The 13,916-nt window shown below is 71.0% G+C and carries 11 protein-coding genes; 9 read left to right on the forward strand and 2 right to left on the reverse strand.

The annotated features are described in order from the left end of the window. Positions 1–2 precede the first annotated feature (2 nt). Genes solA through FVP77_RS14410 form a run of 4 tightly spaced genes read left to right on the forward strand, consistent with a single transcriptional unit; the run spans position 3 to position 5,110 of the window. Positions 3–1,091, forward strand: a complete 1,089-nt coding sequence (gene solA, locus FVP77_RS14395; RefSeq protein ID WP_187266955.1) for an N-methyl-L-tryptophan oxidase — start codon at positions 3–5, stop codon at positions 1,089–1,091. A 1-nt stretch (position 1,092) separates the two neighbouring features. Further along, on the forward strand, positions 1,093–2,592 hold the full coding sequence (locus FVP77_RS14400; RefSeq protein WP_147895249.1) for a gamma-glutamyltransferase: 1,500 nt from the start codon (positions 1,093–1,095) through the stop codon (positions 2,590–2,592). A gap of 17 nt (positions 2,593–2,609) precedes the next feature. Beyond that, positions 2,610–4,604 carry a primary-amine oxidase gene (locus FVP77_RS14405; RefSeq protein WP_147895250.1) on the forward strand — a complete coding sequence of 665 codons (1,995 nt, stop codon included), beginning with the start codon at positions 2,610–2,612 and terminating at the stop codon, positions 4,602–4,604. Then, the gene (locus FVP77_RS14410; RefSeq protein ID WP_147895251.1) at positions 4,604–5,110 is read left to right on the forward strand and encodes a hypothetical protein; all 507 of its coding nucleotides are present in this window, start codon (positions 4,604–4,606) and stop codon (positions 5,108–5,110) included. Before FVP77_RS14405 ends, FVP77_RS14410 begins: the two co-directional genes overlap by 1 nt. A 28-nt stretch (positions 5,111–5,138) precedes the next feature. Here the strand turns inward: FVP77_RS14410 and FVP77_RS14415 are convergent, their stop codons facing one another. After that, on the reverse strand, positions 5,139–6,533 hold the full coding sequence (locus FVP77_RS14415) for an HNH endonuclease signature motif containing protein (protein ID WP_147895252.1): 1,395 nt from the start codon (positions 6,531–6,533) through the stop codon (positions 5,139–5,141). Between the two features lie 163 nt (positions 6,534–6,696). Continuing rightward, positions 6,697–7,404, reverse strand: coding sequence for a GntR family transcriptional regulator (locus FVP77_RS14420; protein WP_147895253.1), 708 nt, complete (start codon positions 7,402–7,404; stop codon positions 6,697–6,699). 143 nt (positions 7,405–7,547) lie between these two features. Between FVP77_RS14420 and FVP77_RS14425 the strand changes: the two genes are divergently transcribed. From FVP77_RS14425 to FVP77_RS14445, 5 genes are read left to right on the forward strand one after another with little or no spacing between them, the layout of a single operon-like run. Beyond that, complete coding sequence (locus FVP77_RS14425) at positions 7,548–8,492, forward strand: PDR/VanB family oxidoreductase (protein WP_246134128.1); 945 nt, start codon at positions 7,548–7,550, stop codon at positions 8,490–8,492. Positions 8,493–8,529: 37 nt separating this feature from the next. Beyond that, positions 8,530–9,867: an aromatic ring-hydroxylating oxygenase subunit alpha gene (locus tag FVP77_RS14430; RefSeq protein ID WP_147895254.1), complete on the forward strand. Its 1,338-nt coding sequence runs from the start codon at positions 8,530–8,532 to the stop codon at positions 9,865–9,867. Next, positions 9,860–11,389, forward strand: coding sequence for a glutamine synthetase family protein (locus FVP77_RS14435; protein ID WP_147895255.1), 1,530 nt, complete (start codon positions 9,860–9,862; stop codon positions 11,387–11,389). Before FVP77_RS14430 ends, FVP77_RS14435 begins: the two co-directional genes overlap by 8 nt. Positions 11,390–11,414: 25 nt before the next feature. After that, positions 11,415–12,872 carry an aldehyde dehydrogenase family protein gene (locus FVP77_RS14440; RefSeq protein WP_147895256.1) on the forward strand — a complete coding sequence of 486 codons (1,458 nt, stop codon included), beginning with the start codon at positions 11,415–11,417 and terminating at the stop codon, positions 12,870–12,872. A gap of 29 nt (positions 12,873–12,901) precedes the next feature. Continuing rightward, positions 12,902–13,915: a phosphotriesterase family protein gene (locus FVP77_RS14445; RefSeq protein WP_187266956.1), complete on the forward strand. Its 1,014-nt coding sequence runs from the start codon at positions 12,902–12,904 to the stop codon at positions 13,913–13,915. Position 13,916: the final 1 nt, after the last annotated feature.

Genomic DNA, 13,916 nt, shown 5'->3' on the forward strand with positions numbered 1-13,916 from the left:
GCGTGGTGGAGACCGATGTCGTCGTGCTCGGACTCGGAGTGCACGGCTCGGCGGCGGTCGCGAGCCTCGCGCGTCGCGGGCACCGGGTCATCGGGGTGGAGCGCTTCGCAACGGGCCACGTGCGCGGGTCGTCGCACGGTCGCACCCGCATGATCCGACGCGCCTATCCGAACCCCGTCTGGAACGGTTTCGTGGCCGAGGCCTACGAGGCGTGGGCGGCACTCGAGCGCGAGAGCGGCCGCACGCTGATCCATCGCACCGGTGGCGTGTACGCCCACGAGGGCGCCTCGCAGCTGCAGGGTCCCGACTGCGTCGCGCTCCCCGATGCCGCCGCCGTCGCCGAGGTGTTCCCCGGCCTGCGGATCCCCGAGGGGTACGGCGCCGTCTACGACCCGAACGCCGGGGTCCTGGAGGCCGAGGACGCTCTCGACGCGCTCCGGACGAGCGCGGTGCGCAACGGCGCCGACCTGCGCTTCGGTGCGCGGGTCGACGGCTGGGACACGACGTCGTCCGGGGTCGTCGTGCGCACGGGCGACGACGAGATCCGCGCCGAGCGCCTGGTCGTGGCGCCGGGCTCCTGGGCGGCACGGATGCTGCCGGCCCTCGCGCCGCTGGTCGAGGTCTGGCGCATCCTCACCCTCACCGTCGCCGCCGGACAGCCCGTCGCGATGCCGCCGCGGCTCGGCGCCTTCTCGATCGATCGACCCGAGGGGCTCGTCTTCGGCATCCCCGATGCCGCCGGGAACGGACTCAAGATCGGCGTCGACGCCGGACCGGTGTGGGACCCCGAAGAGCCCGTCGCTCCCGCGACCCCCGCTGAGATCGATGCACTGCGCGCGCTGATGTCGGACTTCGTCCCGGGCATCGACACCTCCGTCGTCGAGGCCGCGGCGTGCCTGTACACGATGACCGAGGACAAGAGGTTCGTCCTCGGACCGCTCGCCGACGGTCCCGAGGTCATCGCCGTCTCGGCATGTTCGGGACACGGGTTCAAGTTCGGTGCGGCCGTCGGCGACGCGGTCGCCGACCTGCACGAAGGCCGGTCGCGCGACGACCTGTCGTTCATCTCGACCGCGAGACGAGGGCTCTGAGATGGCCGTCGCTCTCGCCGCCCCTCACCGCGCCGCCGTCATCGCGGGCGAGCAGGCGATCGCCGCCGGCGGCAACGCGCTCGACGCGGCGCTCGCCGCCGCAGCGATGCTGACGGTCGTCTATCCCCACCAGTGCGCCGTCGGCGGAGACCTCATCGCCCTCGTGCGCGATCCGTCGGGTGCCACGACCGCCGTGATCGCCGCGGGCACCGCGCCTGCGGCGATCGAGACGGTGTCGGCGGAGTGGGAGGCGGTGCCCCGCCAGGGCGCGCATTCCGTCACCGTGCCCGGGATGGTCGCGGGCTGGGAGGCCATCGCCGCGCTCGGCGCCGTGCACGGTCTCGCACCGGCCTTCCGCCGTGCCGCAGACACGGCCCGAGAGGGCGTCACCGTCAGCGCGGGGCTCGCGCGCGCCATCGCGTCGAGGGCCGAGGGCATCCTCGCCGACCCCGGGCTGTCCGCCGTCTTCGCACCGCGGGGTGCCCTGCTGACCGACGGCGACACCTACCTGCAGCCGGCTCTCGCCGACACGTTCGACCGCCTCGCCGAGGATCCGACCGACTTCTACTCCGGTGCGACCGCCGACATGCTCGTCGAGGCCCTCCGCGGAGCGGGCGGCGCGCACGCCCTCGCCGACTTCGCCGGCTACGCCCCCGAGATGACGCCCGCGCTGTCGACCGACCTCGACGGGCGCACCTGGTCGGTCGCGCCGCCGCCGTCGGCGGGCGCCCTCGTGCCGGGTGTGGTGTCCGCAGGTCTCGACGCGGAGGGGAACCCGGATGCTGCGGCCCTCGTGGCCGCGAGCGCACGCGGCGTCGCCGCCCGCGGCGCGCACCTCGGCGATCCGCGGATGGGACCGATCGACGTCGATGCCCTGCTCGACCTCGCGGCGGGCGCCGGTTCGACGGTCGGGGAGTCACGCGCGAGCGGCGACACGGCATCGGTGGCCGCGATCGACGACGCCGGATGGGCGGTCACGATCGTCCAGAGCGTCTACTTCACCTTCGGCGCCGGCTTCCTCGACCCCGCGACGGGCGTGCTGTTCCACAACCGCGGGAGCGCGTTCAGCACCGACCCGGCATCGCCCGCGGCCGTGCGCGCGGGCGCGCGCCCACCTCACACCCTGTGCCCCCTCATCGTGGAGGACGCCGAGAACCTCGTGGTCGCCGGTTGCCAAGGCGGCCGCGCGCAGCCCTGGATCCTCGCGCAGCTCTTCGCCGCCCGGTCGTCGATGCGAGAACCGTTCGACGCGCTGCTCGCCCGGCCCCGCTGGATCGTCGGCGACGTCGACCTCGGGTTCGATCGGCTCACCCTGGCCGCCGAGCCCGGAATCGTGCCCGAGGCGCTCGACGGCGCTCGTGCCGCGGGCATCCCCGTCGCCGACCTGCCCGCCCTCGCCGACGTCGCCGGGCACGTGCAGCTCGTGCGGCGACGCGACGGCCACCTACTCGACGCCGCGAGCGACCCCCGAGCCGACGGTGTCGGCGTCGTCACCCTTTGACACTGGAGGAGAACCCCATGACCTCACGCATCTGGAGCGACCCGCTCACGCCTACCGAGATCGACGAGATCACTGCGCTGGTGCGCGCAGACGCGCGCATCGGCGAGCGCCCGCGGTTCTGGGGCATCGCCGTGGAGGAGGGGCTGGCCCGTGCTCTCGCGCCGGGTCAGGGGCGCCCGGTGCGACTGGTGGTCATGAACCCCGACGCGCACGCTGCGTGGGAGGTCACCGGGTGGACGTCGGGCACCGACCGCGACGCGGTGCTCTCCGGGTGGGCCGACGTCGACGCCAAGCGCCCGGGCGTCTCATCGGATGAGGCGCGGGCGATCGCTCAGGCGGCACGCAACCACCCGCTCATCGTCGAAGCACTCGCCAAACGCGGCATCCACGACACCTCGCTCGTGTGGGTCGACCCCGAGTCGATCACGGGCTTCGAACCCGAGGACCTCGCCGACCGCCGGCTGTCGTGGGGAACGGTCTGGTACCGCGAGAGCGTCGACGACAACGGTTACGCGCGGCCCGTGGCGGGTCTCGTGCCGATCCTCGATCTCGAGACCCTCGACGTCATCCGCATCGAAGACCACGGCGTGATCCCGATGGCCAGCGAGTCGGGCAACTACCGCTCGGGCACCTGGGGCCCCGACCGCGAGGTCGCCCCGCTGGAGATCACCCAGCCGCAGGGGCCCGGATTCGACGTGGACGGGCACCGCGTCACCTGGCAGAACTGGTCGTTCAACATCGGGTTCACCCACCGCGAGGGTCTCGTGCTGCACGACATCTCCTACCGGGACGGCGACGTCGACCGCTCGGTGATGCGCCGGGCGTCGATCAACGAGATGTACGTGCCCTACCTCGACTCCGACCCGACCGCGTACCGCAAGAACTTCTTCGACTGGGGCGAGTACGGCGCCGGGCCCCTCACCGCCTCCCTCGAACTGGGGTGCGACTGCCTCGGCGAGATCCGCTACTTCGACGCGCACGTGCTCGACGGCAACGGCGAGGCGATGACGATCTCCAACGGCATCTGCCTGCACGAGGAGGACCACTCGATCCTCTGGAAGCACGTGAACACCCGCACCGGCGAGGCCGACGTGCGCCGTTCGCGCCGGCTGGTGATCTCGTTCTTCGCGACGGTGGCGAACTACGACTACGGGTTCTACTGGTCGCTCTACCAGGACGGGAACATCGAGCTGGAGATCAAGCTCACCGGCATCCTGTCGGTCTCCGGCATCGACGACGGCAAGATGCCCTCCTTCGGGCGCATGGTGAGTCCGAACGTGCAGGCGCCGACCCACCAGCACTACTTCGCCATCCGTCTCGACACCGCCGTCGACGGGCCGTTGAACCGGCTCGTCGAGGTGCACGCGGAGGTCGAGGAGGACGACGAGCTGAACCCCTGGGGGAACGCGGTGAAGATGGTGTCGGAGACCATCTCGTCGGAGAAGGATGCGGCGCGCATGGCCGATGCGTCCCGTGCCCTGCACTGGCGTATCGAGAACACCGAGAACACCAACCGCTTCGGAGAGTCCACGGCGTACCGCCTGTCGGTGCTCAACACCACGCGCCTGTTCGCCAAGCCCGGGAGCATCGTGGCGCGCAAGGCGCCCTTCGTCGGCAAGCACCTGTGGGCCACCGCCTACGACGCCTCGGAGCGGTTCATCGCGGGGGAGTATCCGAACCAGGCGCCCCTCGAGGCCGAGGGCATCACGGCCTGGCAGCAGGCCGACCGTCCGCTCGACGGCGCCGAGCTCGTGGTGTGGCCGATCGTCGGTGTGCACCACTACCCGAAGCCCGAGGAGTGGCCGATCATGCCGGCCCACAAGATCGGACTCCGCCTCGAGCCCGACGGCTTCTTCGTGCGAAACCCGTCGCTCGACGTCCCGCCGTCCGAGGAGGCCGCCTGCCACGCGCCGACCGGCGCGAACGGCCACGACGGTCACGACCACGACGGTCACGCTCACGTGCAGCACGGCAGCGACGACCCGCACGCGCACCACCACGATCACCACTGATGCCGGCGGAACTGCTGCACGCGGGAGCGTTGGGGGCTGCCGGCCTCGGAACCTGCTGCGTCGCCCTCGATGCTCCGCGACCGCGGCTGCGAGAGCTGTCGCTGTCGATCGTGATGTTCCTGGCGATGCTCGACGTCGTCACGGCCGCGCACCTCGTGCCCGTGGTCGGGTGGAGTGCGCTGACCGTCGCCCTCGCCATGGCGCTCGGGGCGAGGCGGCGGCGTCCGACCGAGCCCGCGGCGGTCGTGGGGATGCGCGTGCACTCCGCGATCGGGGCGATCCTCATGGCGGGGCTGATGCTGGCGATGTCGGGCGGACCGGTCGTGACCAGCGGGTCGCACCACGGCGGTTCGGTCGCTTCGCTCGTGCTGCCGCTGGTCGCCGCGATCGCCCTGTACGCGGCCTGGTCGGCGACGCGCCTGCGTCGCGCGCACCTGCTCGAGCGGGTGCAGTACGTCAGCATGGCCGTCTCGCTGCTGCTCCTCGCCGGCGCGGCCCTCGGCTGAGCCCAAGGTTCGCGTACCGGTATGCGACTCAGAAGGGTGCCGCGGCTTCGGGTGGGTGATCGTCGTCGGGTGCGGGCCGGAAGACCGGCACCTTCCGTTGCGGTTGCACGGCGAAGCGTCTCCCGCCCGGGGAGGTCCATTCGAGGGCGCCCCCGCTGTCGGGGATCTGGGTGACCCGCCACCCGCCGTGATGCTTGATCGTGTGATGCCCGACGCACAGGGGCGCGAGGTTGGCGAGTTCCGTGGTGCCGCCGTGTTCCCAGGCGAGTTGATGGTCGATCTGGCACCGGCGGGCCGGTGTTCCGCATCCGGGTGCCATGCAGGTCTCGGCCCGCCACTCCACCAGCCGGCGCAGCGGCAACGGGGTGCGGTATTGGTCTCGCCCGACGGAGAGCACCATCCCCGTCTCGGGGTGGGTGAGCACCCGCATCCACCCGTCGGCGCTACCGCAGAGTTCCCGGGCGTGGTCGATGGGGATCGGCCCGACCCCCTCCACCACTCCCGGTGCGGTCTGCGCGTGCTCGTCGTCGAGCAGCGACAGTGCGGGGACGGTGACCGCAACAATCGCGTGGATTACGCGGGCCGCGTCGGGGTGGGCCGGGACGTCGCCGTCGACGAGAAGATCGACCATGACGTCCGCGCGCAGTTCGTCGAGGGAGCGTTCCTCGCCCTCCCGGTCGCCGAGGGTCTTTGCGATCGCGGTTGATCGGTTGTGAACCGCGTGCGCTTTCACCGCGGAGGTGTAGAGCATCACCCAGCTCATCCCGTCCTCCGCCGGCTGCACCACCACCCGCCGCTCCCGAATCGCCTCCGCATGCCGCTCACTCAGCGTCGCCGCCCGCACCGTATCGACGAGCTTGCGCAGCAGGCGACGAAACGACCCGAGTGCGTGTGTGGTGGCGAGGTCGACGGCGAGCGGCACGACCTGGTCACGCAGCTCCGGTTCGACCTGATCGACGAGTTCGACGAACACATCCGCGTGCCGCTCCGTCGTCCGGGCATGGGAGAGCGCGTCGAGCATGGTCGGGTACCGGTTCACCAGGCCATCGGCGGTCACCAGCATCCGCTCCGCCGTGTGCTCCGTGACCTGCAACACCGCCGCGAGCTCCAACCGGAGGGACCGCATCAGGATCTCTGTCGTCTTTCCCCGGAACACCGCGGCTTCGGCCATCGCCTCCCGGCGGACGCTCTCGACGGGCTCGAACCGTTGCGCCGCGAACACCGACATCAACGTCGACACATCCGACACCGCATCCAGGCCGTCACGCCCCGCCGCGACAGGATCGGCGTCGGCGTCGAACCACTCCCGCTCCTCGAACCACTCCGGCGCCTCGGGCCACTCCGAGCCGTCGGCCTCCGGCTGCGGGGCATCGGCATCACGCCGCGTCTCGCCGCCAGCCGGGGTATCGCCGTTCGAGAACATGTCTACATTCTAGAACAAACATACGACACGCTGTCGGTAACGGGTCGCCCTGTGGAAACGTCGAGCGCACCCGCCGTCGTGGGTCCCGCACGCGCGGATCGGCCGAGACGCGCCGCCTGGCGTGGTGTCTCGGCCGATGGGTGTGTTTGGTGGGGAGTCGACCTCAGCCGGTGAAGACGGTCGAGCTGCGGCGCTCGTACCAGCGCGCGAGCTGCTCGCCCGCTCCGTGCACGTGGGCGCGCATCTGCGCGCTCGCGGCCTCGGCGTCGCCGCGCTCGATGGCCTCGATGATGCGCAGGTGCTCCTGGTAGTTCTCCTCGCGGTGGCGCTCGTCGTTGACCAGCAGCTGCGCGGAGACGTTGCGGGGGAAGGTCTCGTTGATCTCGGCGATCGCGCGTCCGAGGCGCGCGTTGGCCGACGCGAGCACGATCGTGTTGTGGAAGACGTCGTTCTCCTGACGGCTGTCGAGGGCGCGCGCGGGGGCGCCGCCGTCGACCGAGCGGTCGTACATCTCCTGGTTGGCGGCGCGGAGCCGGTCGAGGTCGCCGTGCGAGATGCGGCTGACGGCGCGCGCGGCGGCGAGGGCTTCGAGCTCGGCGCGCACCTCGTAGGCCTCGCGCACCTCCCAGGGGGCGGGGACGCGAACGACCGCGCCGCGGTTGGGGACCACGTCGATGAGCCCGCCGGTCTGCAGCTGACGGAGCGCCTCGCGCACCGGGGTGCGACTGACGCCGAAATCGCTCGCGAGCTCGGCCTGGCGCAGCTGCGCCCCGATGGGGATGTCGCCGCTCATGATCCGCGCTCGGATCTTCGCCGCGATCTCATCGACGAGAGCGTGAGCGGAGGACGCTTCGATCGTCTCATCAGCCATTCGGGTGTGTCTCCTCACCGACGCAGATGGTGCTGCGGCACCTCGGAACGGTACCAGAACTCGTTCTCGTGGACCCCGAACGGGCCGGAACGTCGCCCAGGTGAGTAACATTGGATCCATACTCATGATGTTAGGATCCACGTATGTCAGGGCTGGAAGTGATGACGGACATCCGCGTCCGGGTGCGCGGGCTCGCCCGCGAGGCCGAGGGCGTGCTGTCGGTGGAGCTCGAACCCCTCGGCGGAGCGCTCCCCTCCTGGACCGCCGGCGCGCACATCGACCTCGTCGTGCCCGGGGCGCCCGTGCGGCAGTACTCGCTCTGCGGCGATCCGTCGGCGCCGCGGTACCGGATCGCCGTGCTGCGCGAGAGCGACAGCCGCGGCGGATCCCGGGCCGTGCACGAACGACTGCGCCCGGGCGATGAGATCGTCGTCCGCGAGCCGCGCAACCACTTCGCGCTGGAGCCCGCCGAGCAGTACCTCTTCATCGCCGGCGGTATCGGCATCACGCCCCTCCTGCCCATGGTGCGCCAGGCGCAGGCGGCCGGAGCCCGCTGGCGGCTGCTCTACCTCGGCGGCTCGCGCGAGCGCATGCCGTTCCTCGACGAGCTCGCCGCCCTCGGCGGAGACGTCGCCGTCGTCGCCCGCGACGAGGGGACGCGGGCCGACCTGATCGCCGAGGTCGCCGCATCCCCCGACGCACTCGTCTACGCCTGCGGACCGGAACGGATGCTGACGGCCCTGGCCGAGGCGGTGCCCGACGCCGATGCCCGTCTCCGGCTCGAGTACTTCTCGGCCCCCGAGATCGCGTACGAGCCGGGCGGCCCCTTCCGCATCCGCCTCGATCGCAGCGGCCTCGAGCTCGAGGTGACCCCGGAGGAGTCGATCCTCGAGGTCATGCGCGGCGCCGGCGTGGAGGTGCTGTCCGACTGCGAGGAGGGCATCTGCGGCAGCTGCGAGACCCGCGTCGTCGAGGGCCAGCCCGAGCACCGCGACTTCGTCCTCACGGCGCAGGAGAAGGCGAACGGCGACTGCCTCATGGTCTGCGTCTCCCGCGCCTCGTGCCCGCTGCTCGTCCTCGACGCCTGAACCTCACCGACCGAACCGCACTGAAGGAGCGCATCGCATGCTCAAGCAGGAAGACAACGAGAAGATCACCCGATCGGGGCCCGGCACTCCGCTGGGCAATCTGCTGCGCTCGTACTGGCAGCCGGCCGCTCTGGTGTCGGAGATGCCGGGCGAGCGTCCGGTGAAGCAGGTGCGCATCATGAACGAAGACCTCGTGCTGTTCAAGAAGCGCGAGGGCTGGGGGCTGATCAGCCGCTACTGCGCCCACCGGGGCGTCGACCTGTCGTACGGGCGCCTCGAGGAGGACGGCATCCGCTGCCTGTACCACGGGTGGCTCTACAACGGCGAGGGTCGCTGCGTCGAACAGCCCGCCGAACCCGACCACAGCCAGTTCCTCGGCAAGGTGCGGATCGCCAACTACCCGTGCGTCGAGCGCAACGGCATCATCTTCACCTACATGGGCGCGGGCGACCCGCCGCCGTTCCCGCACTACGACTGCTTCGTCGCGCCGGAGGAGTACACCTTCGCGTTCAAGGGGCTGTGGGAGTGCAACTGGCTGCAGGGACTCGAGGGCGGCATCGATCCCAGTCACGTGTCGTTCCTCCACCGCTTCATCGAGGAGGACCCGCGCGAGATGTACGGGCAGCAGTTCGCCGAGGAGGTCGAGGGCACGGGCAAGAAGCTCTCGATGCTCGTCGGTGAGAGCTACCGCCCCGACATCGAGGTCGAGAACGCCGACCACGGCCTGCGCGTGTACGCCCTGCGCCAGCTCACCGAGGACATCAAGCACGTGCGGGTGACGAACCTGCTCTTCCCGAATGCGTTCGTCGTGCCGTTCGGCAACTCGAAGGTGTTCACGCAGTGGCACGTGCCGATCGATGACGAGACCTCGTACTGGTACATGATCTTCTACGACTTCGCCGAGCCCACCGACAAGGAGACGCTCCTCCAGCAGCGGCTCGAGGGCGTGAGCCTTCCGGAGTACCGGCCGCTGCGCAATCGCAGCAACAACTGGGGGTTCGACCCGGTCGAGCAGAAGGAGCTCACCTACACCGGCATGGGCCTGGACATCAACGTCCACGACCAGTGGGCGGTGGAGAGCATGGGAGCCATCCAGGACCGCACGGTCGAGCGCCTGGGGGTCTCCGACCGCGCAGTGAGCGCCAACCGCCGCCTGCTGCTCCGGGCGATCGAGGCGTTCGCGTCCGGGGCGCGCACCCCGTCGCATCCGCTCAGCGACACCGAGGCCGCGGAACTGACCGGTCCCATCGCGATGGACACGATCGCCGCGAACGACGCGTGGCAGACCCGCTGGGTCGAGCGCGAGCAGGAGCGCCGCGACGCGTCGCCGTGGGCGGGTCCCCTCGCCACCGCGGAAGCCACCGTCGATGCGTGAGCGCAACGTCGACGAGCGCCCCGTCTCCGAGAACGGCGGGGGCGTCTCGGCGCGGCCGATGCTCGCGGCCGAGCGCGACGGCTTCATCTCCCGCCACGACCTCTGGAGCGAGGCGCAGTACGCGGCCGCGGGCCAGATGCGCCGGGTGATGGATGAGATCGGCATCGAGATGGTGCGGTTCTCGTTCGTCGACCAGCACGGGATCCTGCGCGGCAAGACCATCACGCGGGCCGGCGTCGCCGCGGCGATGCGCTCTGGCCTGACGGTGCCGAGCTCGCTGCTGCTGAAGGACACCTCGGGCCAGTCGGTGTTCTCCGTCTTCTCCGCCGACACCGGGGTGGGCGTCGACGGCTTCAGCGGCGCCGGCGACATCGTGCTCGTGCCCGACCCCGCGACCTTCCGCGTGCTGCCGTGGACCGAGAACACTGCCTGGATCCTCTGCGATCTCCGCTTCCCCGACGGCGCCCCGGTGCCGTTCTGCACGCGGTCGATCCTGCGCACCGAGCTCGCGACCCTCGCCTCGCGCGGGTACGGCATGACGGTGGGCGCCGAGCTGGAGTTCCACGTCTTCCGGCTCTCCGACGAGGAGCTCGGGACGGCCCACGTCGCCGCCCCCGGCCGTCCGGGGGATGCGATGGTGTGCGCCCCCACGACGCGCGGGGCGCAGCTGCTGCACGAGGAGTCGCTGGACGCGATGCAGCCCCTGGTCGACGCGCTCTATCGCACCTTGACCCTGCTCGACCTCCCGCTGCGCTCCATCGAGCTGGAGTTCGGGCACAGCCAGTTCGAGATCACGATGGAGGCGGGGGATGCTGCGCGGATCGCCGATGCGATCGTGCTGTGCCGCATGGCGGTGCGCCGCGTCGCCCGCGGTCTCGGCTACCACGCGACGTTCATGTCGCGCCCCCAGGGCGCGGAGGGCGCTTCGACCGGCTGGCATCTGCACCAGTCGCTCTACGAGCTGTCGACGGGGGCGGCGGCCTTCGTCCCCGAGGCGGAGGGGACGACCCTGAGTCTCGTGGGGTCGGCGTACCTCGCCGGACTCCTCGCCCACGCCCCTGCTGCGGCGGCCTTCACGACCCCCACCGTCAACGGGTACAAGCGGTATCAGCCGTTCTCGCTCGCGCCCGATCGCGTGGCCTGGGGCATCGACAACAAGGGCGCGATGATCCGCGCGGTCGGCGGGGTGGGCGATCCGGCGACCCGGCTCGAGAACCGTTCCGGCGAGCCGGCGGCGAACCCGTACCTCTACATCGCGTCGCAGCTGATCAGCGGGATGGACGGCATGGAGCGCGGACTCGTCCCGCCCGCCCCCACCCTCGATCCCTACCGCACCGAGGCGCCGGCGCTGCCGGCGTCGCTCGGCGACGCCGTCGCCGCGCTCGTCGACGACGCCGCGTTCCGGTCGGCGCTCGGGGAGACGGTGGTGCACTGGTACGCGACGATCAAACGCGCCGAGTTCGATCGGTACCTCCGACACGTCTCCGACTGGGAGCAGCGCGAATACTTCGGGATCCTGTGATCCCGCGCCGAGGAAGAGAGCACGCATGAGCATCAGATCCCGTGTCGGCACCCTGCCGGCCCACGAGCCGTTCCTGCTCGCGGGGGAGTGGATCCCGGCCGGTGATCGCGCCCTCCGCGAGGTCGTCGACCCCGCGACGCAGGAGGTGCTCACCACCGTCGCCGATGCGACGGCCGCCGACGTCGATGCCGCGGTGGCCGCCGCCGTCGCGGCCCACGCCGATCGGCGTTGGCGGGGGATGGCGCCGCTGGATCGCGCCCGCATCCTGAACCGCGTCGCCGACCTCATCGAGGCCGACCTGGAGGAGCTTGCGATCCTCGAGACCCGCGACAACGGCAAGCCGATCGAACGCTCGCGCGCCGATACGGCCAGCGCCGCACGCACCTTCCGGCACTTCGCCGGTGCGCCGTCTCGTCTGGGCGGATCGGTCATCCCGATCGACGGCGGCGCGCACCACGTCTACACAGTGCTCGAGCCGATCGGCCCGGTGGCGATCATCCTGCCGTGGAACTTCCCGATCATGACCGCCGCCTTCAAGCTCGCTCCGGCGCTGGCCGCGGGCTGCCCCGTGGTCGCGAAGCCTGCGGAGGACACCCCCCTGACGCTCCTGCGCCTGGCGAAGATCCTGCAGGAGGCGGGCGTGCCCGACGGTGTCGTGAGCGTGCTGACCGGCGACGGCGAGGTGGGCGCCGCCCTCTCCGCCCACCCGGGGATCGCGAAGATCAGCTTCACGGGCTCGACGGAGGTCGGCCGGCTCGTCGCCCATGCCGCCGCCGACGACTTCACCCGTGTCACCCTCGAGCTCGGCGGCAAGAGTCCGAACATCGTCTTCGAGGACGCGGATCTGGATGCTGCGGTGCTGACCGCCATGCGGGCGTCCTTCGGGCATTCGGGGCAGATGTGCACGGCGGGAAGCCGCCTGCTCGTGCAGCGCTCCATCCTCGAGGAGATGACCGAGCGCCTCGCCGCGGCCGTCCGACGGGTGCCCGTCGGAGACGGGCTCGACGGCGGGATCACCGTCGGCCCGCTCGTCTCGGAGGAGCAGCGTCAGCGCGTGCTCGGCTATATCGAGAAGGGCATCGACGAGGGCGCGACCCTCGTCGCCGGCGGCGGCACCCGCGAGCCGGGCTTCTACGTCGAGCCGACGCTGTTCTCGGGTGTCACCAATGACATGACCATCGCCCGCGAGGAGATCTTCGGCCCGGTGGTCGGGATCATCGCGTTCGACGACGAGGCCGACGCCGTGCGCATCGCGAACGACACCCGGTACGGCCTCGCCGCCGGGGTGTGGACCCGCGACCTGTCGCGCGCGCACCGCATGGCGGCCGCCATCGACGCCGGCACGGTGTGGATCAACACCTACAACGTCTTCGATCCCGCGCTGTCGTTCGGCGGCGTCGGGGAGTCGGGGCTCGGCCGCGACCTGGGCGACGAGGGCCTTCTGGGCTTCTGCGAGTCCAAGAGCGTCGTCATCGCGATCTAGCACGCCGCACGGCGGGGAAAGGGGCATCCGTGGTCGACACGGTGCACACGGTCACGGGACCCATCGGTCCCGCCGACCTCGGGATCACGCTCCCGCACGAGCACGTCTACATCAACATGACGCGCACGACGCCGCAGGACGGGTACCTCAACGTGGCCGCCGAGGCGGATGCCGAGCTCGCGCTCTTCGCGGCGGCCGGCGGCGCCACCGTCATCGATCTGACCAACGGCGAGCTCAGCGACTACGCGGCGCCCGTCGGGTGGAGCAACGACCTGCGAGCGATGCAGCAGAACCCGACCACCGGCTCGAGATCGGTCGCGAACGTGCTCGCGACGAAGGAGGTGTCCGAGCGCACCGGGGTGCAGGTGATCCTCGGCACGGGGCACTACTACGAGACCTACCTCGACCGGCTCTGGTTCGACCGCACACCGACGAACCTGATCGCCGACTACCTCATCGCCGATCTTCTCGACGAGATCCCCGGCACGGGCGTGCGGGCGGGGGTCATCGGAGAGATCGCGTCCGACCTCTCCCACATCTCCGCGACCGAGGAGCGGTCGTTCCGAGCAGCCGGGAGAGCGGGCCGCGAGACGGGCATGCTGATCTCCACCCACGCGCCGACCTTTCCGACCGGTCTCGCGCAACTCGACATCCTCCGCGAGGAGGGCGTCGACCCCTCCCGGGTCGCGATCGGCCACGCCGACACGGTCAAGAGCGTCGACTATTCGCTCGAGATCGCGCGGCGCGGGGCGTTCGTGCAGTTCGACTGCCTGATGACCTGCCGGGTCGGGGGCGTGCTCGTCCGCCCCCAGATCGACCGGCGGCTGTCGTATCTGCGGCAGCTCATCGACGCGGGCTACGCCGGCAGCATCCTGCTCTCCCACGACGTCTGCCAGCGCTCGCACCTGCGCGCGGCGGGCGGCCCCGGGTACACCTTCCTCTTCGAGGAGTTCCGAGCCCTCGCGATCGAGGCGGGGATCGCCGCCGAGACGCTCGACGCCATCCACCGCGACAACCCGCGTCGCGCCGTCTTCGGGGAGTAGA

The organism is Microbacterium hatanonis, from assembly GCF_008017415.1.
Taxonomy (GTDB): domain Bacteria; phylum Actinomycetota; class Actinomycetes; order Actinomycetales; family Microbacteriaceae; genus Microbacterium; species Microbacterium hatanonis.

Bases quoted from the DNA above. Each gene is read 5' to 3' on its own strand.
- FVP77_RS14400 (WP_147895249.1), top strand. From the start codon at position 1,093: ATGGCCGTCGCTCTCGCCGCCCCTCACCGCGCCGCCGTCATCGCGGGC.
- FVP77_RS14405 (WP_147895250.1), top strand. From the start codon at position 2,610: ATGACCTCACGCATCTGGAGCGACCCGCTCACGCCTACCGAGATCGAC.
- FVP77_RS14410 (WP_147895251.1), top strand. From the start codon at position 4,604: ATGCCGGCGGAACTGCTGCACGCGGGAGCGTTGGGGGCTGCCGGCCTC.
- FVP77_RS14415 (WP_147895252.1), bottom strand. From the start codon at position 6,533: ATGTTCTCGAACGGCGATACCCCGGCTGGCGGCGAGACGCGGCGTGAT.
- FVP77_RS14420 (WP_147895253.1), bottom strand. From the start codon at position 7,404: ATGGCTGATGAGACGATCGAAGCGTCCTCCGCTCACGCTCTCGTCGAT.
- FVP77_RS14425 (WP_246134128.1), top strand. From the start codon at position 7,548: ATGTCAGGGCTGGAAGTGATGACGGACATCCGCGTCCGGGTGCGCGGG.
- FVP77_RS14430 (WP_147895254.1), top strand. From the start codon at position 8,530: ATGCTCAAGCAGGAAGACAACGAGAAGATCACCCGATCGGGGCCCGGC.
- FVP77_RS14435 (WP_147895255.1), top strand. From the start codon at position 9,860: ATGCGTGAGCGCAACGTCGACGAGCGCCCCGTCTCCGAGAACGGCGGG.
- FVP77_RS14440 (WP_147895256.1), top strand. From the start codon at position 11,415: ATGAGCATCAGATCCCGTGTCGGCACCCTGCCGGCCCACGAGCCGTTC.